At 36.1% G+C, this 22,123-nt stretch carries 20 protein-coding genes; 12 read left to right on the top strand and 8 right to left on the bottom strand.

Annotated features, from left to right (window positions below; genetic code table 11):
• Positions 1–387: 387 nt before the first annotated feature.
• The 11 genes from H529_RS0106860 to H529_RS0106805 all read left to right on the top strand — a co-directional run bounded on the left by H529_RS0106860 (position 388) and on the right by H529_RS0106805 (position 11,352).
• The gene (locus H529_RS0106860) at positions 388–1,002 is read left to right on the top strand and encodes a prepilin-type N-terminal cleavage/methylation domain-containing protein (protein ID WP_022855784.1); all 615 of its coding nucleotides are present in this window, start codon (positions 388–390) and stop codon (positions 1,000–1,002) included.
• 48 nt (positions 1,003–1,050) lie between these two features.
• Complete coding sequence (locus H529_RS0106855; protein WP_022855783.1) at positions 1,051–2,829, top strand: prepilin-type N-terminal cleavage/methylation domain-containing protein; 1,779 nt, start codon at positions 1,051–1,053, stop codon at positions 2,827–2,829.
• A gap of 14 nt (positions 2,830–2,843) precedes the next feature.
• Positions 2,844–4,484 carry a GspE/PulE family protein gene (locus H529_RS0106850; RefSeq protein WP_022855782.1) on the top strand — a complete coding sequence of 547 codons (1,641 nt, stop codon included), beginning with the start codon at positions 2,844–2,846 and terminating at the stop codon, positions 4,482–4,484.
• Complete coding sequence (locus H529_RS0106845) at positions 4,484–5,683, top strand: type II secretion system F family protein (RefSeq protein WP_022855781.1); 1,200 nt, start codon at positions 4,484–4,486, stop codon at positions 5,681–5,683. The genes H529_RS0106850 and H529_RS0106845 overlap by 1 nt, the downstream gene beginning before the upstream one ends.
• Before the next feature lie 181 nt (positions 5,684–5,864).
• Positions 5,865–6,755: an ExeA family protein gene (locus tag H529_RS10465; protein WP_022855780.1), complete on the top strand. Its 891-nt coding sequence runs from the start codon at positions 5,865–5,867 to the stop codon at positions 6,753–6,755.
• The gene (locus H529_RS0106835) at positions 6,752–6,943 is read left to right on the top strand and encodes a hypothetical protein (protein ID WP_022855779.1); all 192 of its coding nucleotides are present in this window, start codon (positions 6,752–6,754) and stop codon (positions 6,941–6,943) included. The genes H529_RS10465 and H529_RS0106835 overlap by 4 nt, the downstream gene beginning before the upstream one ends.
• A 73-nt stretch (positions 6,944–7,016) precedes the next feature.
• Positions 7,017–8,066, top strand: coding sequence for a hypothetical protein (locus H529_RS0106830; RefSeq protein WP_022855778.1), 1,050 nt, complete (start codon positions 7,017–7,019; stop codon positions 8,064–8,066).
• Positions 8,063–8,497, top strand: coding sequence for a hypothetical protein (locus H529_RS11880; protein WP_022855777.1), 435 nt, complete (start codon positions 8,063–8,065; stop codon positions 8,495–8,497). The genes H529_RS0106830 and H529_RS11880 overlap by 4 nt, the downstream gene beginning before the upstream one ends.
• 180 nt (positions 8,498–8,677) lie before the next feature.
• On the top strand, positions 8,678–8,989 hold the full coding sequence (locus H529_RS11720; RefSeq protein ID WP_162138245.1) for a hypothetical protein: 312 nt from the start codon (positions 8,678–8,680) through the stop codon (positions 8,987–8,989).
• A complete protein-coding gene (locus H529_RS0106815; RefSeq protein WP_022855775.1) occupies positions 8,925–10,511 on the top strand; it encodes a hypothetical protein in 1,587 nt (528 codons plus the stop codon). Before H529_RS11720 ends, H529_RS0106815 begins: the two co-directional genes overlap by 65 nt.
• A gap of 502 nt (positions 10,512–11,013) precedes the next feature.
• On the top strand, positions 11,014–11,352 hold the full coding sequence (locus H529_RS0106805) for a tetratricopeptide repeat protein (RefSeq protein WP_155984470.1): 339 nt from the start codon (positions 11,014–11,016) through the stop codon (positions 11,350–11,352).
• A gap of 6 nt (positions 11,353–11,358) precedes the next feature.
• Here the strand turns inward: H529_RS0106805 and H529_RS0106800 are convergent, their stop codons facing one another.
• The 8 genes from H529_RS0106800 to fdnG all read right to left on the bottom strand — a co-directional run bounded on the left by H529_RS0106800 (position 11,359) and on the right by fdnG (position 21,567).
• Positions 11,359–11,790 (bottom strand): ACT domain-containing protein, encoded by a 432-nt coding sequence (locus H529_RS0106800; RefSeq protein ID WP_022855772.1) that lies wholly within the window; start codon positions 11,788–11,790, stop codon positions 11,359–11,361.
• Between the two features lie 15 nt (positions 11,791–11,805).
• The gene (locus H529_RS0106795) at positions 11,806–13,110 is read right to left on the bottom strand and encodes a phenylacetate--CoA ligase family protein (protein WP_022855771.1); all 1,305 of its coding nucleotides are present in this window, start codon (positions 13,108–13,110) and stop codon (positions 11,806–11,808) included.
• Between the two features lie 34 nt (positions 13,111–13,144).
• Positions 13,145–13,564, bottom strand: coding sequence for an ACT domain-containing protein (locus tag H529_RS0106790; protein WP_028843110.1), 420 nt, complete (start codon positions 13,562–13,564; stop codon positions 13,145–13,147).
• A 25-nt stretch (positions 13,565–13,589) separates the two neighbouring features.
• The gene (locus tag H529_RS0106785) at positions 13,590–14,891 is read right to left on the bottom strand and encodes a phenylacetate--CoA ligase family protein (protein WP_022855770.1); all 1,302 of its coding nucleotides are present in this window, start codon (positions 14,889–14,891) and stop codon (positions 13,590–13,592) included.
• A 30-nt stretch (positions 14,892–14,921) separates the two neighbouring features.
• Entirely contained in the window at positions 14,922–16,853 is a 1,932-nt protein-coding gene (locus tag H529_RS0106780) for a molybdopterin biosynthesis protein (protein WP_022855769.1), read from the bottom strand.
• Between the two features lie 3 nt (positions 16,854–16,856).
• A complete protein-coding gene (locus H529_RS0106775) occupies positions 16,857–17,606 on the bottom strand; it encodes a formate dehydrogenase accessory protein FdhE domain-containing protein (RefSeq protein ID WP_028843109.1) in 750 nt (249 codons plus the stop codon).
• A 131-nt stretch (positions 17,607–17,737) separates the two neighbouring features.
• Complete coding sequence (locus tag H529_RS0106770; protein WP_022855767.1) at positions 17,738–18,466, bottom strand: 4Fe-4S dicluster domain-containing protein; 729 nt, start codon at positions 18,464–18,466, stop codon at positions 17,738–17,740.
• 59 nt (positions 18,467–18,525) lie between these two features.
• Positions 18,526–21,567: a formate dehydrogenase-N subunit alpha gene (fdnG, locus tag H529_RS0106765; protein ID WP_081642276.1), complete on the bottom strand. Its 3,042-nt coding sequence runs from the start codon at positions 21,565–21,567 to the stop codon at positions 18,526–18,528.
• A gap of 259 nt (positions 21,568–21,826) precedes the next feature.
• Here fdnG and H529_RS0106755 point away from each other — a divergent pair, with 259 nt between their 5' ends.
• Positions 21,827–22,123, top strand: a complete 297-nt coding sequence (locus tag H529_RS0106755) for a ferritin family protein (protein ID WP_022855766.1) — start codon at positions 21,827–21,829, stop codon at positions 22,121–22,123.

The raw sequence follows: 22,123 nt of genomic DNA, 5'->3' as shown, positions 1-22,123 counted from the left end.
GAAGGAACCATCTTGTTTGGAAGGTCTGCCTTGGCGAGGATTTTAATGATTTGTTCAATTGGAGAACTTAGTTGACCACATACTTTTTACCCCCCTTTTTTAAAATTTTTCACACCATTCTACATTATAACCGTCTCAAAAAGGGGGTACTCCAAGGATATGGGAGAAATATGTTTAGAATCAGGGGAAAAAGATTGAGAGGAGTAGTTACAGATAGAAAATGGAATAGATTTTATATGAAAGTTGGGAAAGAACTATAGAAAGTAATTAAGAATTACGATTTTTAAGTATGAAAATTACAATTTTGATTTAATACAGGGTATTGACAAAGTATTTAGCAATAAATAAATGAAATAAAAATTTTTAAAAATTGCAGGAGGTGATACTATGAGGCTTAAGGTGCGAGGGTTTACTTTGGTTGAATTGGCGATTGTGCTTGTGATAATTGGTATCATCTTAGGTGCCATATTTAAAGGACAGGAGTTGATATACAATGCTAAGGTTAAAAGGATTCAAAGCCAACTTAAGGAGCTTACCGCAGCTTTTTATACCTATTATGACAAGTATGGATATTATCCAGGCGATGATCCTACAGCTTCAAACAAATTTACAGGTGCACCGGATGGGAATGGTAATGGTTGGGTAGAGGGAGGTTATTGTGATAATAATAATGAAGAGTCATGCTATCTATGGAGACATTTAAAGTATGCTAACATCATTTCTGGTGACCCTACGGATAGTAATCCAACCTCTATGGTGCCAAAGCATGTTTTTGGTGGCCCTATCGATATGTTTACCGGAACCTATACGGTTGGTGAACAAACAAGGTCAGGTTTATGGATTACCCTTAGAAATTTAGAAGCTCAAGCAGCAGCAGCCATTGATAGAGCTATGGATGACGGTAAATGTACCACTGGATCAATAGCAAGATATGCTGGGGCTACATGCAATGATAATGAATATCCTTCTTCTGGATATTTAGATATTTGGATGAATTTTTAAATAATCTAGGAGGATACCTGAAAACTTTAGGTATCCTCTACTTAAAACATGAAAAGCTTTGAGATAAAGAATACAAAAGGTTTTACTCTTATAGAAATTGCTATCGTGTTGATAATCTTGGGATTTCTTATTGGGTTAGGTGCAAGTTTAGTTGGTGTTCTTACTAAAAGAGCTAAACTTACAGAAGCCAAAGAGATTGTTAATGCAGCTGTGGAATCTGTGATAGGTTTTGCTGCTCGTGAAAACAGACTTCCTCTTTCTACAGAGTTCAACCAGATAGTAAGAAATCCTTATGACCCGTGGAATAAACCACTAGTTTATTTTGTTGACCTAAACTTAACCAGTAATCCTAACAACCCAGCAGAAGGAATATGTGGGAAAAAAACTACTGATTTAATCGTATGTACAGACCCTAACTGTACTAATCGAATTGAAAATGTAGCTTTTATAGTGGTAAGTGGTGGTCCAAATTATAATGTCCAAACTGGTTCTAATGCTACGTCTTGTCCTTCAGGTAAAACATGTTATAGAGTTTATCCTCAGGGGACCCCTAACATAGATGGTTATCCATACGATTTGGCAAGACCAGAAGAATATGACGATGTAGTCAAATGGATTACTTTAGAAGAGTTGAGAATAAAGATAGGTTGTCAAGGATCTCAACTTAAGATTTTGAACAACGAACTTCCTTATGGGTATGTTGGTTCTCAATACAATGCTACAGTTTATGCCCAAGGAGGTGTTCCTTTTTTAGTAGGAAACGGGAAGTATAGATGGTGTGTGCAGGGGACGATACCTTCAGGGATTACAATAGATCCTAATGTTATTTCAAACGACTGTTTGAGTCTGGATGAAACATCCTGGGGACAAGCTGATGTTTTAACTTTAACAGGATCCCCTTCTCAACAGGGAAGTTTCTTTTTAACCATCTTTGTAAGAGATAACCAAGACCCTAACGGAGGTAACGATAACATCGCTCAAAAGGCCTTGGTGCTTACGATAAATCCGTCAACTTCTTCTACAGGAGGACCTCAAGGAGCTATGGTGTCTTTCGATAATAACATCAATCAATTTTTACAAACGGAAAACAACCAAAATGCAGTTAATGTAGTTGGTAATGTTTTACAATTGGGAGGTAATACATACTCATCTTATGGTTGTTTTTGGTTTCCTTCTTCCTATCAGCTTGATGGCAAAACGATGAGGACTTACTTTGAGTTTAGGTTCCTAAACCCTGATACCTCCTCTGATTCAAGAAATTACGCAGATGGTTTTACTTTTGCTGTGGTTGCTGATAGTATGCCTACAACTGCCTGTGGGGGTACTGGAGAGAGGTTAGGTTTTGATGGTTTGTCCTATGATTCTGTGGCGGTTGAATTTGATGTCTATCCGAATGGAGGAAGGAACGATCCAGGGACTTATAATCATATTGCCATCGTTAAAAGAGGTAGTGTGACGCACGGTGGTTCTACTCCGATGGGTACAAACCCTGTATGTAATAATCAAGATTCAGGGTGTCGTTATACCAGCAATCCTACCTGGTTAGAGGATGGTGTGAAACACTCGGTAAGGATAGAAATCCAAACAAAGTGTAATCCAAACTGTAATAATTGTGGTTCCAATCCTCAAAACTATGCCCTTATCAAAGCATGGGTTGACTGCATTAACTGTAATGATTTAACCCGTGATTACTCGTCAACCCCCACAATTTCTCATTGTTTTGAATTACCTACTTCTATGAGTTCGGTTAAGTTTGGTTTTACGCAGGCAACCGGAGGTAGCACTCAAACTGTTGAAATTAGCAATTTTGGGATAGGATTTTATTAAAGGTTCAGGAAGGTATGGAAAGAAAGCCTATAGGGCAGCTTCTTAAAGAGGAAGGGTTCATCACTGAAGAGTACATACAGTTTGCTTTACTTGAACAAAAAGCTACAGGAGAGAAATTAGGAGAGGTTTTAGTAAGAACCGGTCTGGTAACAGACCTTGAAATTGCTATAGTTTTAGCTAAGCAATCTCGACTACCCTTTGTAGATCTATCTCAGACTAATCCTTCTAAAGAGGCTTTAAATAGTATTTCACCTTCTTTTGCAAGAAAATATGGGGTTCTTCCGATAAGGATAACCGCAGACAGAGCCCTTGAATTGGCTATATATGACCCTTTTAACTATCAATTAATCGAAGCAGCATCAAGAGTTTCAGGATTAAAAGTCTCTCCGGTTGTTGCTTCTTCTGCACAGATTAATAAAGCTATAGAAAAATTTTATTATTTTTTAGAAAATCCGGTTGAAGCTCAGATTTCTACTATAGTTGAAAAATTAAAAGTTAATCCTCAAGCAGATTTTAATGCGGAAGAACTTTTAGAGAAAATTTTGATCTTAAGTATAATGAAAAGGGCTACAGACCTACATATCAGCCCTACAGAAAGAAGTGTTCGTATTTATGTTAGGATAGATGGGGTGCTTGAACCCTTGATAGTTTTCCCTAAAGCTGTATACGGTAAGTTGATAAACGTAATTAAAATAAAGGGTTTGATGGACATTGCAGAATCAAGGCTTCCTCAAGATGGAAAAATGCAGTTTTCTTTTTTAGGGGAAACTTTTGATATAAGGATTTCGAGTGTAAGAACTCCTTTTGGAGAAAATTTCGTTTTAAGGTTTTTACCTTCAGGAGCTTATGTCCAGCATCTTGCATATTTAGGATTTTCTGAGGATCAGGTTGAACTTATTAAAACGATAATGTCCTCTCCTTATGGGATGTTTTTGGTTACAGGTCCTACAGGTTCTGGTAAGACAACTACCTTGTTTGCTTGCCTTAGGACACTTAATCTTCTTGAGAAAAACGTACTTACGGCAGAAGATCCCATAGAATACGGGTTACCTTTAATAAGGCAGACCCAGGTACACGAGGACATTGGTTATAATTTTGCTAAAGCTATAAGACACTTTTTAAGACAAGACCCTGATGTAATCTTGGTAGGGGAGATAAGAGATGAAGAAACTGCTCAGATGGCAGTAAGGGCTGCTCTCACAGGTCATCTTTTCCTTTCTACCTTACATACCAACAATGCCCTTTCTACGATTTTTCGTTTGAGGGACCTAAACATCTCCTCAGACTTATTGGCCTCAACCTTAGTAGGTCTTTTAGGGCAAAGATTAGTTAGAAAAGTCTGTCCTTACTGTAAAGAAGAATATCTCCCACACCCTAAACTACTCGATTATTATGAGCTACCTAAAGAAGGTATTTATTATAAGGGTAAAGGGTGTGAAGCCTGTAGGTTTAAAGGATATCTTGGAAGAACGGTGATAACAGAAATTGTGTATATAGATGAAGATTTTATTAAACTTCTTTCTAAAGATGCTACTTTTCCAGAATTTTTAGAACTTATGAAGGCAAAAAATATTAAGACGTTACGAGAAGATGCCAAAAACAAGGTTTTACAAGGGATAACCACGGTTGAAGAAATAAGAAGGGTGGTTGGTTAATGCCAGTATATAAATATCAGGCTTTGAACCAGGAAGGGTTAAAGGTAAAAGGAGAGGTCGAGGCTTTAAATTTAGAAGATTTTTTCAATTATATTTCTAAAGAAGGGCTAATCCTTTTAAAATATAGAACAACCTTTTTAAGTGGAAAGTTTGCCTTTAAAAGGATAAAAAGGAAAGATTTGGCTGAGTTTTGTCATAATTTAGCTTTTTTAATCTCTGCTGGTGTCCCTGTTCTTTCTGCTCTTAAAGATTTGCAAGAAACGGTGGTTAATCCTCTTTTAAAAAGAAAAATAGCTCAAATCATAGCTGATATGTTAACAGGAACTCCTCTTTCAGAAGCAATAAGTAAAACACGTATCTTTCCTCCTGTAGTAATTTTTTTGGTTAAAATAGGAGAAGAGACAGGAAGACTTGGAAAAACCTTAGAGGATGCAGCTAAACATCTCTATAGGGTAGACGAAATCATTTCTCAGACCAAAAGAGCTATGATTTATCCTGTATTTGTCTTATTTTCTATTTCTTCAGCTTTTCTTTTCTGGTTACTCTATGTATTACCTAAAATTTTAGATATTTTTAAACAAATGCAGATTAAACTGCCTTATACTACCATTATCCTAATGAAAGTTGTAGAAATTTTTCAAAGGCACTATCTTTTGATTTTATCTATATCTGTGTTGTTAACTATGATGGCAATAGTACTGTATAAATACCATAAAACCCAAATATTTATCGAAAAATGTTTGCTTAAGATTCCTATAATAGGGTTTGTAAAAAGATCCAATTTTCTGGCTTTCTTTTTTGAATATTTTTCTTTACTTTTAGAAACAGGGATAGATATTTTAAGAAGTTTTGATTTAATGTATAATTCTTTAAGGACCCAGCTTACGAAACAAACAGTTTTAAGAGTAAAGGAAAAAATAACTGCTGGAATATCTTTAAGTGAAGCTTTAAAACAGGAAAAGATTTTTAATCCCTTTGATATTAGAGTAGTTGATGTGGGTGAAAAAACAGGAAGACTTCCTGAACAAATGAAAATACTTGCAGACTATTATTTTACCCAGATACAAAACTTAATTCAAACTATAAGTAAGGTTCTTGAGCCTCTTATTATCGGTATAGCTGGTATAGTTTTTTTGATCATAATCATCGCACTTATAGGCCCTATATATGAACTTATTTCTCAACTTGGGAAGCTTTAGGTTATATGATACTGTTTTTATTATTAGCAATTATCTTGATAGCTTTAGGGTATTTTTTTATTTTGAGTATCGACCCTAATTTAAGCTATGAAAAGGTGTTGTTTCAAGTTAAGACAGGACAAATTTGTGTAATTTTGGGGAGTTTTTTGTTAATATTCTATATTTATAGAAGATTGTAAGTATGAACTTTGGTACTAAGGAAGAAGAAATCTTTAACTATTTAACCTTTTTTGGGCTTAAAGAGCCTCCTTTTTCTCTTACCCCTGACCCAGCTTATTTTTTCCCTTCGTCTAACCATATGAAAATTATAGAAATCTTAAAATATGGGATTTTTAAAAAAGAGGGTTTTATAGTACTTACTGGAGCCCCAGGTCTTGGTAAAACTTTAATCATTAAACTTCTTTTAAATTTTTTACCTGAAGACTACCAAAAAGTTTTTCTCCTTACCCCTACTCTTTCGCCTCAAGAAATCATATCAGCCCTTTGTCGAGCATTAAACCTTTGTCTTGAGGAGGATTTTTCTCTTTCTAAAGAAACAACGTTGAACTTATTATATAAAGCCCTGAAAGAATTACAACAACAGGGTAAAACTTTGATTATCATCATAGACGAAGCCCAAAATCTTCCCATAGAAACCCTTGAAGAACTTAGACTTTTAAGTAATTTTGAGACAGAAAAGAACAAGTTAATACAGTTTTTTTTGGTTGGACAACCCTTATTAACTGATAAACTAAGGAATGATAAGCTATATCAACTATCTCAGAGGATTACCATATGGGAAAATTTAACACCCTTTAACTTAGAAGAAACCGGAGAGTACATCAGATTTCGCTTAGCTAAGGCAGGACATCCTGTGATAATTTTTGAAAGGGGTTTTGAAAAACTTTTATATAAAATGACTCAAGGTATACCACGGCTTATAAATAAGCTTATGGATAGAACCTTACTGGTAGCCTATGCAGAAAGGTCTCAAAAAATCAAGAAAAAACATCTTAAGATAGCCAGAGCCTCTTTCCCAGATGAAGTTTTCCCTATAAAAACAAGAACTTTTTTAGGGATAAGGATTAAATGAGTAGAAAAAATGTGTGGGTTGTAACACCTGTAAAAGAAGATTTGTTTGCAGGATTTTATTTTAGCAAAAAAACTAAACATTTTGAGTTTTTTCCTGAAATAGAGCTTATTCAACTGAAAAAACAAAAAGTTTATTTGGTGTTGGATTCTCAGGTTTTTTTTTGCAGACCTTTTAGACATTCCAGGTAAAGTATCTGAGTTTATTAAAGTACAAGCAGAGAATCGAGTTAAAGAGAGTGGGGTTTTTTTAACTACTCCCAAGGTGGTCTATAAGGTTGTCGAAACCTTAGAAACTACTTCAAAAGTCTTTGTTTTTGGTATAGAAGAAAAAGATATTAATAATTATTTGGAAAAGTTAAAAAATATTCATGCAAAAGTAGAATTAATTACCCATAAAGTTCTTTGTATTTTCTGTTGTTTTCAAAGGATTCTTTTTTCAGATAAGATGGGTTCCCCTGTATTACTGGTTATTTTTGATAAAACCAGAATTTGGTATATAGTAGCTTCTAAACAAGCTCTTCTTTATGTAAGGTTTACAGTAATAGATGAATTTTTTGGAATTTCTTCCCAAACTATTTTAGAAAATGTCTTGATGGTGAAAGATTATGTGTATAGATTTTTTCAGGAAGACTTAAAAGGATTAGCCTTTTTAGGCAAAGGGATAGAACAGGTAAACTTAGAGGAAATTTTAAGAGGAAGTAACTTACCTTTGATTAACTTTGACTCCAAACTTCCGGTTGAAGTCATGGAATATCCAGAATTTTTTGGAGCAACAGTATTAGACCCTGTTTTTAATTTTTTGCCTTTTTCAGAAAAACTATTTTTAACTCAAATAAACTGGGTTGAAAGGTTAATGCCTGTTTTTTGGGGATTAACAGGGATTAACCTTTTATTAGGACTATTCCTTTATAAACATAATTTAGAGTTACAAAAACATATCGATTCTGAAGTTTTGTCTGTAAAAAAGATAATCAACGAACTTAGTTATAGAATACCAGAAACTTCGCTTCCAAAAATCAAAACCTATCTTGAGTTAGAAAAAGAAAAAAGAACTACTTTAAGACTGGATGAATTTTTACTATGGCTTTCCCAAATCTGGGATAGTGACTTTATTTTAAAAAATGTAACAATAAGAAATAACAAAATTATAATAGAAGTTGAAATAAAAGGAGAGTTGATGATTGCCCAAAAAAGGGTAGAAGACTTAATTTCTCATTTTGAAAAACATTTTAAAACAGAAAAAAGTAGCTTTAACTTTTCAGGAAAAGAAAATAAGGGCATTTTAAAATTAGAAGCGGTTATAAAGAGATGAGAGAGCTGTTAAAAAACTATAAAAAACAAATTATTTTGTGGTATGTGAGCTTACTGCTTTTCTTATTTTCTTTGCTGTTTTTAAGTTATCAATTGGGAAGGTTATTAAATAATCAAAAAAAATATAACACCCTTATACAAAACAAACAAATTTTAACCTCTCAAGTTCAACAAGTTTACTTTCTTATGACTGAGATTAATCCAGAAAAGTTTATTGCTCTCCAGACTATGCCTATATCTGTCTCTATTGAGATAAAAAATCTTAATTCTTTACTTTCTATTCTTTCTTCTTTATCCTCTGAGAAGGGAAGCTTGTTTAGGATAAATGAAGCTACTATTTCCTCTTGTGAAAAAAAAGATAATGCCACCTTGAAGGATTGTTTTTATATAATGAACATTACTGGAGAAAAAATAAAATACATTTCAGATTAAGTTATGAAAGAGAAGTACAAGATATATCTAATTTTTTGGGGACCCTGTGTAGTATTGTTTTTGAGCTTTTTAATCTATTTACTTTCTACAAAGAAACAACTTGAGTCAGACCTATATCGTACAATTACTTTGTCTTCAACCTATATAGAGGTCATCCATGAGTTTAATAATCTACGCTATTTGACCCCGGTTAAATTAACAGAAAAATACACCATAAATAAAGATCCTTTTTTACTTCCATTCCAAGATCTTCCCAAATCTTCGTCTTTATATACGTCTTCGTATACTTTTGTTGAAAAATCAAAAATGACTTTAAATATGATTTATATAGAGGGGAAGAATAAAAAATGTGTAATAAACGGAGGAGTGTTTGCAGAAAAAAGTGAGATTAACAAGGATATAAAGGTTTTGAAAATAGGAGACTATTATGTGGACTTACAGGTTAAAGGACAAAATAAAAGGGTTTTTTTGGGAGAAACTGTTAGTTTTTAGCTTTGTTTTTTTAGTAAGTTGTGCGGCTAAAGACTATGAAGTGGAAAAAAACTCTTCTGATTTTTTAAAACTTCATTCTTTTAATGAAACTCAAAAACCTGCCTTTAATTTTTCTAATTCTTCGCAAACATCTTCAAAACAGAAAGTATTAACCCCGTTATATAAAGAAGTTTCTCCGCTTGAAACCAAGATGCTTACGGTTTCCTTTAAAGATGAGAACTTTGACAACGTTCTTTATTTTTTGGCTAAAGAAGCTGGTCTTAACATAGTGATTTCTCCTGAAGTATATAAATATGTTCCTCAGGAAAATAGAAAAATAACCTTTCAGTTCAAAAACCAACCATTAAAAAACATCTTAGAAGCTGTTGTTGAATCCTTAGACTTACACTATCAAATCAAAAAAGGAGTTCTTTATATTACTCCTTTCGAAGAAAGGACTTTTCATTTAGATTTTTTACATTTAGTTCAGGAAAGTGAGTTTAATTTAGGAGGAGATGTACTGGGTGGAACAACAGGGATGGGAACTTCTTCAGGCAGTTCTACCGGAGGAACTTCTTCATCTGGTAATTCTGCGTTGAAAGGAAAATACGAAATAAAAGGACAAGTAGAAAAAAAACATATAGATGTATATACCCAGATAGAGAATTCACTCCAAGATCTAATTAGTGAAGACGGACTTTATACCCTTAATAGACTTACAGGTACTTTATACGTCAAAGATAGATCGAGCCATCTTAAAATGATTGCCAATTTTATAGAAAACTTAAAAATAAAATATAAAAAACAAGTAGTTATTGAGGCAAAAATCATAGAGGTAGTATTGAATAAAGAACATAATCTAGGTATTGATTGGTTAGAAATCGCTAATTTACCTTTAGGTCAAAATTCGATACATTTGGACGAGCTAACCTCTCGTTTAACCACAAGAAATAACGAACCCACCATATCTCTTTCTTTTAGAGGGACACCTAATCTCAACCTGATTTTAAACGCGTTAAAACAGTATGGGAATATAAATCTCCTTTCAAACCCTCGTTTAAGAGTCATCCATGGACAACCTGCTTTGATAAGTGTAGGTAAATCTGTAGAGTTTGTAAAAGAAATTACCAGAAATTTGGTTTCAGCTCAACAAACCGCCCAGGTCCAAACTAACATAGAAACATCGTCTATTTTTGAAGGGGTTTTGTTAGCTGTAACTCCTTATCTTACAGAAAATGATGAGATTTTTCTTCACGTAGTACCTATAAAAAGTGACATCATTTCTTTAAAAAAAGAAGATTTTGGACAAGATACCTCTATAACTTTACCGGAAGTAAACCTTCAAGAAGCTACCTCTATAATAAAAGTAATCCCAGGAGATATAATAGTTTTAGGAGGACTTATTCTTGAAAAAGATATAACCAACGAGAAAAAAATTATAGGAATAGGGGATGTACCTGTTTTAGGAAACCTTTTTAAAACCAAACAGAGTTCTAAACAAAAAACTGAGCTGGTAATAATCATAAAAGTAAACTTAATATAAAAAATGAGTAAACTTTACGACATTTTACAAAAAATAAAAGACAGAGAAACTCCAAAGGAGGATTTAAACAGGCAGCCTTTAATAAGAATAAGGCAGTTTTTGAAAATAAGACCTATGTTTTTGGTCTTGGGATTCTTAGGATTAACCGTTATTTCAGGAATAGGACTACTTTTTTTAAGTCATTATATTAAATCTTCTCTTTCTTTAAACAAAACTAAGAACTATACTTTTGTCAATCAATTTTCTTCAATACCAAGAAATAACATCTATAATAACACAGACTCCTTATCGACAGACACAAATCCTTCTTCTATGATCAAACCCATACCCTCTAACCCCTCAGGAAAACCTAATAGACCATCTTCTATGATGAACAAACCTCAAAAAAAAAGTCTATAATTCTTATTCTTCAAGTCTTCCAAGCCTTTCCTATTCGTCTTTTTCTCAAAAACCGAATAAAGAACAACCTGTAGAAGGTTTTCTTTTGACCAAAGAGGATTTGTTGAATAACCTTTTAATTATGGCTGAAGAAGAGAGAAAAAAAGGAAATTATCGAAAAGCAATTTTTTATTACAAAAATTATCTAAAAGAAAAGAAGGACCCTTGGGTGATGAACAACGTAGGAGCTTGTTTGATCGAATTAGGAGATTTTGAGGAGGCAATAAACCTTTTTCGTAAATCCCTTTCTTTAAAAAATGAGCCTATAATACATTACAACTTAATAATAGCCTATTTTAAAAAAGGAGACACTACCAAAGCTTGCATAGAATTGAAAAAATTAGAAAACCATCCTGATTTACATCAGCAAATAGCCCCTCTTAAAGAATTTTGTCAAAATTAATCCCATTTAAAGTTCTTTGATTTCTTCCCAGGATAAAAGAGAGACCCCTTTTTCCTGTAATAAATCTATGGTTTTGTCTAAGTTGTTAGTTCTTAAAACTACCACCGCTTTTTCTCCAGATTTTTCTACAAAAGCATAGATATACTCTACATTTATGTCTGCATCGTAAAGATGTTTAAGTACTCCTGCCAAACCTCCAGGTTCATCTTTGATCCCTACGGCAACCACGTTGGTTATCTTAGTGGTAAACCCCGCTTCCTCTAAAACCTTTTTAGCCTCCTCAGGTTGTGGCACTATCATCCGGAGGATTCCAAACTCAGAGGTGTCAGCTATAGACAAAGCTCTTATGTTTATCCCGCGGTCTGCTATAGTCTTTAAAGCTTCATAAAGCCTACCTTTTTTATTTTCTAAAAACACTGATATCTGTTTAATCTTCATACTAGCCTCCCTTGTTTATTTAAGATTCCGTTTATCGATAATCCTTTTGGCTTTCCCCTCACTTCTGGGGATAGATTTAGGTTCAACCAACGTTACCTTAACCCTTACCCCAACCGTTTGTTCTATCTTTTTTTCTAAACGTTTTCTTAGGGTTTCTATCGTTTTTACGTCGTCTGAAAAGATTTCCTTAGACATCTCTACTTGTACCTCCACTTCATCCAGATAATGAGGACGGGTAAGGATGATTTGATAATGAGGTTCTACCCCCTGTACCTCAAGGATAGCCTGTTCTATTTGATATGGAAAGATCATCACCCCTCTTACCTTGATCATGTCGTCAGACCTTCCTTTAATCCGTTCTATCTTTGCCAGGGTCCTTCCACAAGCACATTTTTCTCTATGGAGGGTGGTGATATCCCTTGTCCTAAACCTTATCATCGGCATACCTTCTCTGGTTAAACTAGTTAAAACTAACTCTCCTTCTTGTCCTTCAGGAAGAGGTTCTCCTGTTTCAGGGTCTATGATTTCTGGGTAAAAATGGTCCTCCCACACATGAAGGCCTTGCTGAGCAGGACATTCATGGGCTACTCCAGGCCCGATAATCTCCGTTAATCCATAAACATTGTAAGCTTTAATCCCCATTCGTCTTTCTATCTCCTTTCTCATCTCTTCAGTCCACATCTCTGCGCCAAAACTTCCTATTCTAAGCTTTAAGGTTGAAAGGTCTATACCCATCTCTTCTTTTGCATACTCAGTCAGATAAAGAGCGTAAGAAGGTGTACAGGCTAAAAAGGTGGTTCCAAAGTCTTTCATCAGTTCTATCTGTCTTTTTGTATTCCCGGCTGAAGCAGGAACTACCGTTGCTCCTATTTTCTGAGCTCCATAATGAAAACCTAACCCTCCGGTAAACATACCGTAACCATAGGCTATCTGAACGATATCGTCCTTGGTAGCCCCTACCATAACCAAACAACGGGCCATTACTTCAGCCCAAAGGGCGATGTCTTTAACCGTATATCCGGCAACCACAGGTTTTCCGGTGGTACCACTTGAGGTATGAATTTCGACTATCTCTGAGAGAGGTACGGCAAACAATCCAAAGGGATAAGCCTCTCTCATATCAGTCTTACTGGTAAAAGGAAGGTGTTTAATATCTTCTAAAGACCTGATATCTTCCGGCTTAATCCCTGCTTCATCAAATTTTTTACGATAAAAAGGAACTTTTTCGTAAACTCGTTTAACTACCTCTTTTAACCTTTGAAGCTGAACCTCTCTTAATCTCTCTGGTTCTATACATTCTAACTGCTGGTCCCAAAACATCAGACTTTCCCTCCTTCAACACATGTTTTTAATATTAAACCAGCTTTAAAAGTTCAAATCCGTTGTCTTTTAGTTTTTCAAGAGATTCCTCAAAATTTTCTACCTCAAAGATAAAATAGGCTTTTTCCCTGCTTTCTGCTACATAAACCAAAGCATTTTCTATGTTTATTCCTTTAGAAGAAATAAACTTTACTACTTCATAGAGACCACCTGGTTTATCTTTCATCTCTATCCCTAAGGCAGGGTTTAAGGCTACCACAAACCCATTTTTTTTGAAGAGCTCATAGGCTTCTTTAGGTTTGTCTACTAAAAATTTTATGATACCAAAATCCCTGGCATCTGTGATAGAAAATCCAAGTATGTTTATATATGCCTCTGCCAGAAGTTTGGTAATTTTTTCAAGCTTACCAGGTTTGTTTTCCACAAATATAGAAATAATTTCTACCTTGTACATAAAAGCCTCCTAAATGTTTCAAAATTTATAAAGTCCTTTTATCTATAACCCTTTTAGCTTTACCTTCGCTTACAGGCAAGGTTCCAGGTTCTAATAATTCTACCTTAGGTTTAACCAAAATGGCTTCTCTCAGTTTTTCTACAATCTCTTCTTTTAGTTTGAGCAACCTTTCTATCCTTCCGTCAAAAAATTCTCTGTCTATTTCTACCCTTACTATCATTTCATCGTAGTTTTCAAGTACTATTTGATAGTTTTCAGCTACTCCTTTGATACCCATCAACACTGCTTCTATCTGCTGAGGGAAGATGTTTACCCCTCTGACGATGAACATATCGTCTGCACGTCCTAAAATCCTGCTAATTCTTCTATGGGTCCTTCCACAGGCACAAGGTTCTGTAAAGAAAAACGTGAGGTCCCTTGTCCGGTAGCGAATAAGAGGCATCCCCTCACGGTTAAGCGAAGTTAACACCAATTCTCCTATTTCACCTTCCTTAACAGGCTCTCCGGTTTCAGGATTTATGATCTCTACCAAAAAAGCGTCTTCCCATATATGTAGTCCCTCTTTATACACACACTCAAACCCTACTCCAGGGCCTCCCATCTCAGACAAACCATAACAATTGTAAACATCTATCCCTAAAAGGTCTTCTATCTTTTTTCTGGTTTCTTCAGTATAGGGTTCTGCTCCTAAATAGGCTCTTTTAATCCTCAGGTCCCTTCTTGGGTCAAGGCCTTTGTTTAAGATTACAGAGGCTACATAAAGGGCATAGCTTGGGGTCATGTGAAAACAAGTAGTACCAAAGGTCTTCATAAGTTCTATCTGTCTTTCCGTATTCCCAGGACCAGCAGGAATTACCAAAACCCCTAATTTTTCAGCTCCGTAATGCATTACCAAAGCTCCGGTAAAAAGTCCATAGGTCATAGAGTTTTGAAGCACATCTCCTCGAGTAGTACCTGTCATAACTAAATTCCTTGCGATCAACTCTGCTTGATCATCTATATCCTTTTTGGTAAAAAATAACGCCTTTGGTTTTCCGGTGGTACCACTTGAGGTATGTAATCTTACCACCTCTTCTAAAGGTACGGCTAAAAGCCCATAAGGATAGTCTACAAACAAGTCTTCCTTAGTGGTAAAAGGTAATCTCACCACATCTTCTAACGACTTTATGTCTTCAGGTTTTACCTTTGCCTTTTCAAATTTTTTGCGATAATGAGGAACCCTTTCATAAACTAACGTTACCACCTTTTTAAGTTTTTCTAACTGCAGAGCTTTTAGATCTTGTTGAGGCAGAGTTTCTATCTTTGGATCCCAAAAGTTTACTTCCACCTTTCTTACCTCCTAAGGGTTATCGATTTTTTAGTTTTCATAAATGATTTCTCCCATATGCCTTACGTCATATCCACCTAAGTTTACCACCATTTTTTTAAACTCTTCTTCATTTCTGATGATATCTAAAAAGGCCTGAACCATCTCTAAGTTTAAAAATTCCTTGGGGATAAGGATGTCATAACGTTCCTCTGCGACAGGTATAAAATCTAAATCTAAAGCCTTAGCCGCTGCATAAATCCCCAGTCCTACATCAGCCCTTCCACTTGCAACCGCCTGAGCTACTCCCATATGAGTATATTCTTCTTGGTCATAACCTCTTATCTGAGAAGGATTTATTCCTAAATCCTTCAAATGTTTGTCAAGAAGAAGCCTTGTTCCTGAACCAGCTTGTCTGTTGATAAACACCACATCTTCTCGAGTAAGGTCAGAAAAACTAAAGATGTTTTTAGGATTACCTTTTTTTACGATAAACCCTTGTATCCTGTAAACTAAGTTTATCAATACCACCGAACGTTCAGGTAAAATTTTTTTAATAAAAGGTATGTTATATTCTCCGGTTGTTTCATCTAAAAGGTGTGTTCCTGCAAGATGGGCTTCTCCTTTCTTGATGGCTATAAGACCTCCCATAGATCCTACATGAGCTGAAGAAAGAGAAATATGAGGATATTTCCTACGTAAGAAGTTGTAGACCACATCAAGGGTATTATCATGACTTCCTATACATACTAAGGTATAATCTATCTCTTCTTTATTTCTCCAAAGAAACACCTCCACCTCTTTCCCAGGAGAAATTCCTTCAGTACCTGATGGTATCCAAAGATAACCGTCTGCCCTAACCACTGACATTAGAAGTCCAGCTCCTCTGCCTAAAGGAGAAACTATATATTTTTCTCCTACCTTTCCTACCTTTACCCTTACAAATTCATCTACCCCTACAGGAGACGAAAGTTGGCGCGAAAGAAGGCCTTTTATCTTTTCTTCCTTAGGTAATTTAGCTCCTAAGTAAAGTTCAACAAGAGGCCTTACAAAAAGTTGATAACAAAAGATGGCTGAAACCGGATAACCAGGGATTCCTAAAACAGGTTTGTTTTTACAAAAACTTGCGATAAAAGGCTTCCCTGGTTTGATAGCTACCCCGTTAATTATAACCTCTCCTAACTCACTTAACACCTTATAGGTAAAGTCTTCCTTACCATAGCCTGAACCAGCATTTAGAAGTACCATATCATTCTCTATCAAAGCTTTTTCTATAGAAGATTTTATAGAAAACTCATTATCTTTAGCTATAGGATAAACTTTAACCTCAGCTCCGTCTTTTTCTAAAAGACCCTTCAAAACAGAAGAGTTATACTCTATCAAGCAGGGAGGGGTAAGACCTTCTTTTTCAGCCTCTTCAGGATTTAGCAATTCAGAACCTGTAGGAATGATACCTACCTTAGGTTTTTTTCTTACTGCAACTTCTAATATACCACTTGCCAGCATAGCCCCGATTTCAAAAGGTCTTATAAAATGATTTTCCGGAATGATCATTTCAGTAGCAACGATGTCTTCTCCCACAGGGCGGACGTCATGGTAAGGGGGATAAGATTTGTATATCTCGATAAAACCTTCTTTAACATTAACCTCTTCTACCGGAATAACTGCATCAAACCCCTCAGGTAAAGGGTCACCTGTCTCTATCCAGAGGGCTTGCTCTCCTATTTTTAAAAGCACAGGGTCTTTTTCTGTAGCGTTAAAGGTATCTTTAGAATGAACAGCATAACCATCCATCGCAGCTGAATGGAAATAAGGAGACGAACGTTTAGCAAATACAGGCTCTGCTGTGACCCTTCCTAAGGCTTCTTTAACCTTTATCTTTTCTGCAGGAAGAGGATGAAATACCCTTTGTTTAAAATTTTGGATCAAGCTGTGTAAAGCTTCCTCAAGACTTAAGATTTCATGAAAAACCTTTTTACCCATTACTTAAATCTCCCTTATCCCTAAAACGTTAGGAGACCTTCTAATAAAGCCACGTTCCTGGGCAACTACCTCTAAAGGAAGGCTTATCAGGTCTATAAGATAAGGGTCAGGATATTTTAAATACAGGGGAATGGTTTCTTTAAAACTTTTTACATAACTTTTGCAGTCCTTACAAAGTTCAACCCTTATTTCATCTTCATCTACCAAAAGGTCTATCTTTTCACAGATAGTATGACCACAATAACCGCATCCAATCCTTGGTCCTTCTTCTTTATAACCACAAACAGGACAAAGAAAATAACGTTTGTTGTTTTCATCTATAACCGATAAAGAATAAAACTCTCCACATACAAGGCATCTTTTCCGATCTTCTGAATTGGGCTTATTCTTTCTATCTTCTAAAGCAAGTTTTCTAAAAAGAGGCATACTTAACAAAAAGAGCATTCTCTTTATCTCTTCCTCAGAACTTTCTTCCCCAAAGAAGGTTATTTCCCATAATTTTTTAGGATAATACAAGACCTCTTCTTCTTTACCTTCTAACCCTTCTTTTAAAAAAGAAATAAATTCATAGGGTACCTCAAAGGTTTTTCCAAAAATCTCTAAAAGTTTATCCAGGCTTTTTACAGGATCCTCGGTTTTAAGAATTTTTTCACATTCTTTGTTAAACCCTGCTACCTTCTCATACAAACTTAAAACCTCTTTTAAATGTGGTTTTTCTGTGATAAGTTCTTCTATCCAAATTTTTAAATCCATCTTTTTCTCCTTCTTGTTTGGGATTAAATTTTTGACTACATTACTTCTATAATAACTTAAGATAAAAAAGAAAAAAGGGGGAGAAAACACCTCCCCCTTTCTGTACGATTTTAGCTTTTTCTTTTCTTACTCTATCCTTTTATCAACCCTATGTCTTTAAGCACAGAAGGTGAAAGGGCAACTCCTTTCTCGATGAGGGTTCTTAGCATCTGTCCCATAGCGATCAGGTTTTCAGGTTTTTTCGGGTTTTCTGCTAAGTTATACTCTTTAGGAGAGGCTTTTAGAGCATACACTACCCCTAAACCTCCTAACTCTGTTTCTCCGTAAAGTACAGAATATCCTTCTGCTTTAGCCTCTTTGATTATTTCTTCGCGGTTTCCATACTTGATGGCTCCGGTAGGACAGGTTTTAACACAAGCTGGACTAAGCCCAGCTTTAACCCTGTCGATGCAGAAATGGCACTTAGAAATCTTTCCGTTTTTATCATACCTTGGTATGTTAAAAGGACATGCGGCTTGACAGGCCTGACATCCGATACACTGGTTTTTATCATAATAAACTATCCCGGTTTCAGCGTCCTTTTTCAGAGCCTTCACAGGACAGATTTCTACACAGGCAGGTTCTCCACAGTGTAAACACCTGTGACTTACAAACAACCATTGAACTTCACCTTTTTCGTTCACTTTTTCGATAAACCTGATACGGTTATAGGTGTATCCGGTGAGGTCTGGTGGGTTTTCATGGGTTCCGTTGTTTTTAGTTTTCTCTGCTGGCAGGTCATTCCAGGACTTACAAGCCACCTGACATCCTCTACATCCTATACAAAGGTCTGGAGTTATTAATAAAGCTTTACGTGCCATACTTTTCCTCCTTTTAATTTTTTCAAGGAGGTAGGGGAACCTACCTCCGTTTTATTTGTTTATGCCTTTCTTATGTTTACCACAAAACACTTTGTTTCTTGTATAAAGGTATTCGGGTCAACCACATTAGGTGTAAGAAGGTTAGCACTATCCCCTCCATTCTTAGGGAACTTCCATCCATAATGCCAGGGGATACCTATCACATGACACTTTTTACCCTGAACGATAAGTGGGCTTATTCTTTCTGTAACTATAGCTATCGCCCATATTTCCCCTCTTGGACTGGTTATTATCACTTTATCTCCATTTTTTATTCCTTTTTCTTTGGCAAGCTCTGGGTCTATCTCTGCAAAAATCTGAGGTTCAAGCTCTAACAACCATGGAGTATGTCTGGTCATAACACCGGTCTGCCAGTGTTCGGTAACCCTGTAAGTGGTACCTACATAAGGATATTTAGGATCAGTACCTACTACAAATTTGTCATCTGGACTATCGTAAGTTCTGGCTACAGGATTAAAATAGACTTTCGGATAAAGTAGGTTCTTAAAAGGTGACTCTACCGGTTCATAGTAAGTGGGGAAAGGTCCGTCTGCCAAACCAGCTCCAAAGATAGTTCCTACACCTAAAGGTTTCATAATAAAAGGTAATACTCCTCCTTTCATCGCTAAAGGTGGTTGTGGGCCGTCAGGAACATCTCCAACCCATTTTTTATTTTGGGCATCCCATTTAATAACAGGTCTTTTCGGATCCCAAGGATTACCCATTGGATCAACACTTGCCCTGTTGTAAAGAATTCTTCTGTTAACAGGCCAGCACCAAGCCCAGTTAGAATACAGACCAAGACCTGTGGGGTCTTCTTTCCCTCTTCTTTTCATCATGTTGCCTGCTTCAGTAAAAGCACCAGAATAAAGCCAGTTCCCACAGGCAGTTGAACCATCATCCATTAAAAATACAAAGGAGGCAACCTGTTGCCCTTTTTTGTAAGCTTTTTTGTCTATAGGATGAGAAGCTACATCCTTGGTGTAGTAACCGTTTATTTCTTTGGCTACTTTTTCTATGTCTACATGTTTATCTCCATAATTCCAGTTAAGTTTGAGTATTGGGTCAGGGAAAACTCCACCTTGTTTTTGGTAAAATTCCTTAATCTTATGATAAAGCTCATTCATGATCTCGGCATCAGGCATACACTTTCCAGGAGGTTCAACGGCTTTATACCTCCATTGAGCTAACCTTCCAGAGTTGGTTATGCTACCTTGTTTTTCTACTGAGGAAGCACAAGGTAAGAAAAACACTTCAGTTTTGATCTTCTTAGGATCCATCCCAGGGCCTTTCCAGAAAGAAGAAGTTTCATTGTCCCAAAGGTTTACACAAACCAGCCAATCAAGGTTAGCCAAAGCCTTTCTGACCTTATTAGCGTTAGCACTGGAGCAGGCTGGGTTTTGTCCCCAGGCAAAAAATCCTTTAATCTTCCCTTTATACATAGCATCAAAAATATCGTACCAGCTATAAGTGCGGTTATCGTCAAGTTTAGGTAGATAGCTATAGCAAAAATCGTTTTCTTTGGTGGCATAATCCCCATAAAAAGCCTTAAGCAAGCTCACGATGTATTTAGGTCTGTTTTTCCACCAGTTAAGACTCTTAGGTTCTGCAGTTTTTGGGGTATTTACCTCTATGTAGGTTTTTAGATCCACCCATGAAGCTTTGGGAGTGGGCAAATATCCAGGCAAAATATGGAAAAGAAGTGCAATATCTGTTGAGCCTTGGACGTTACTTTCACCTCTTAAGGCATTAACACCACCTCCAGCCATTCCTATGTTACCAAGAAGTAGTTGAATGATAGACATCGATCTTATGTTCTGAACTCCTACGGTATGCTGGGTCCATCCCATCGCATAACAAATGGTAGCCGTTTTATTGGGTTTTCCGGTTGAAGCTATAATCTTATAAGCCTCAAGCACCTTTTCTTTAGGTGCTCCGGTAATCTCCACCACCATGTCTATGGTATATCTACTGTAATGTTTTTTAAGGAGCTGAAACACACAGTTAGGGTCTTTAAGGGTTGGATCCTTTTTAGGAACCCCCTTTTCGTCTAACTGGTATTTCCAAGTAGCTTTATTATATTTTCTGGTTTTTGGGTCATACCCTGAAAAATATCCATCTAAGTCTTCGGGACCTTTAAAGTTGGGGTCTACTAAATAAGAAAGGTCGGTATAGTTGATCACATAATCTTTGAAGTAGAGTTCATTATCTATGATATATTTGATAAGACCACCTAAGAAAGCTATGTCAGTTCCTGGACGGATAGGAACATATAGGTCTGCTTTAGAGGCTGTTCTGCTAAACTTGGGGTCTATGACTAAAAGTTTAGCTCCTCTTTCCTTTTTAGCCTCTAATATCCATTTCATCGATATAGGATGGTTTTCAGCAGGGTTACCTCCCATAACGATGATTACATTAGAGTTTTTAAGGTCAACCCAGTGGTTGGTCATTGCGCCACGGCCGAACGACTCTGCCAGAGCCGCCACGGTGGCGCTGTGTCATATTCGCGCCTGATGCTCGATGTAAACTAATCCTAAAGCCCTCATCAGTTTTTGTAAGAGATAACACTCCTCATTATCCAGGGCAGCCGACCCTACATGAGCGATAGCCTCAACCCTGTTTACCACCCGTCCTTTCTCATCTTTAAGGATAAAATATTTGTCTCTTGTAGCCTTCACCCTTTTTGCTATCTCAGAAAGAGCCCATTCCCAAGAAACCTTTTTCCATTCGGTAGCCCCTGGGGCACGATAAAGAGGTTCCATAACCCTGTAAGGATTGTTGGCCATTTGCAATAAAGAAGCACCTTTAGGACATAAGGCCCCTTGGTTGATAGGGCTATCTGGATCACCTTCTACCTGTACTACCTTGCCTCCCTTTGCATAAACAATCAGACTGCATCCTACAGAACAATAGGGACAAACAGAAGTACTCTCCTTAGCGTTTCTGATCTTAAGTTCTGTAGCTGCATAAGACTTAACAGGTGTAAGGTCTATTGAGATGGAACTTAAAACCAGAGAACCTAACGACAACTTTAAAAAGTTTCGCCTACTTATTCCACCCATAACATACCCTCCTTTTTATTTCCTTCTTTAATTATTTTAGTATGATTTTTTATTTTTAAAATCAAGGGTTATAATGAGCAATTATAGTTAATTTTTGAAAATAATTGTTTGATTTTTTTTAGTTTTTGTGTTAAAAAGCAATTTTTTATATATTTGCTTTAGTTATAAGTTAATGCGGTTCAACAACGATCTTTTTAACTTGCTTTTTAGAAGAAAACAAGCTAAAATAGTTATTAAATCTTAAAATAGGAGGATTCCTATGCTTTCAAAGATACCTTTTGACCTTTCAAAGATCGATCCAGAGGACTTAGATAGACAGATTCTCAGGATAGCGATCATGGCTGAGCTTGATGCCATCAACCTTTATGAACAGCTTGCTTCTTTAACTGAAGATGAAAACTTACAAGCCGTACTTCTTGACATAGCCAGAGAAGAAAAGACCCATGTAGGAGAGTTTTTATCGATGCTTTTAATCAAAGATGAAGAACAGGAAGAAGAGCTTGAGGCTGGGGAAGAAGAAATAAGTGAACTCTTAGAAGACGAAGAAGAAAACTAA

It is taken from the genome of Thermodesulfobacterium thermophilum DSM 1276 (genome assembly GCF_000421605.1).
Taxonomy (GTDB): domain Bacteria; phylum Desulfobacterota; class Thermodesulfobacteria; order Thermodesulfobacteriales; family Thermodesulfobacteriaceae; genus Thermodesulfobacterium; species Thermodesulfobacterium thermophilum.
This window is presented reverse-complemented; position numbering and strand designations above follow the sequence as displayed.

What these genes read in the sequence shown, in the direction of transcription:
- H529_RS0106860 (WP_022855784.1), top strand. Translation starts at nt 388, where the DNA reads ATGAGGCTTAAGGTGCGAGGGTTTACTTTGGTTGAATTGGCGATTGTG.
- H529_RS0106855 (WP_022855783.1), top strand. Translation starts at nt 1,051, where the DNA reads ATGAAAAGCTTTGAGATAAAGAATACAAAAGGTTTTACTCTTATAGAA.
- H529_RS0106850 (WP_022855782.1), top strand. Translation starts at nt 2,844, where the DNA reads ATGGAAAGAAAGCCTATAGGGCAGCTTCTTAAAGAGGAAGGGTTCATC.
- H529_RS0106845 (WP_022855781.1), top strand. Translation starts at nt 4,484, where the DNA reads ATGCCAGTATATAAATATCAGGCTTTGAACCAGGAAGGGTTAAAGGTA.
- H529_RS10465 (WP_022855780.1), top strand. Translation starts at nt 5,865, where the DNA reads ATGAACTTTGGTACTAAGGAAGAAGAAATCTTTAACTATTTAACCTTT.
- H529_RS0106835 (WP_022855779.1), top strand. Translation starts at nt 6,752, where the DNA reads ATGAGTAGAAAAAATGTGTGGGTTGTAACACCTGTAAAAGAAGATTTG.
- H529_RS11880 (WP_022855777.1), top strand. Translation starts at nt 8,063, where the DNA reads ATGAGAGAGCTGTTAAAAAACTATAAAAAACAAATTATTTTGTGGTAT.
- H529_RS0106815 (WP_022855775.1), top strand. Translation starts at nt 8,925, where the DNA reads ATGTGGACTTACAGGTTAAAGGACAAAATAAAAGGGTTTTTTTGGGAG.
- H529_RS0106800 (WP_022855772.1), bottom strand. Translation starts at nt 11,790, where the DNA reads ATGAAGATTAAACAGATATCAGTGTTTTTAGAAAATAAAAAAGGTAGG.
- H529_RS0106795 (WP_022855771.1), bottom strand. Translation starts at nt 13,110, where the DNA reads ATGTTTTGGGACCAGCAGTTAGAATGTATAGAACCAGAGAGATTAAGA.
- H529_RS0106790 (WP_028843110.1), bottom strand. Translation starts at nt 13,564, where the DNA reads ATGTACAAGGTAGAAATTATTTCTATATTTGTGGAAAACAAACCTGGT.
- H529_RS0106780 (WP_022855769.1), bottom strand. Translation starts at nt 16,853, where the DNA reads ATGGGTAAAAAGGTTTTTCATGAAATCTTAAGTCTTGAGGAAGCTTTA.
- H529_RS0106775 (WP_028843109.1), bottom strand. Translation starts at nt 17,606, where the DNA reads ATGGATTTAAAAATTTGGATAGAAGAACTTATCACAGAAAAACCACAT.
- H529_RS0106770 (WP_022855767.1), bottom strand. Translation starts at nt 18,466, where the DNA reads ATGGCACGTAAAGCTTTATTAATAACTCCAGACCTTTGTATAGGATGT.
- H529_RS0106755 (WP_022855766.1), top strand. Translation starts at nt 21,827, where the DNA reads ATGCTTTCAAAGATACCTTTTGACCTTTCAAAGATCGATCCAGAGGAC.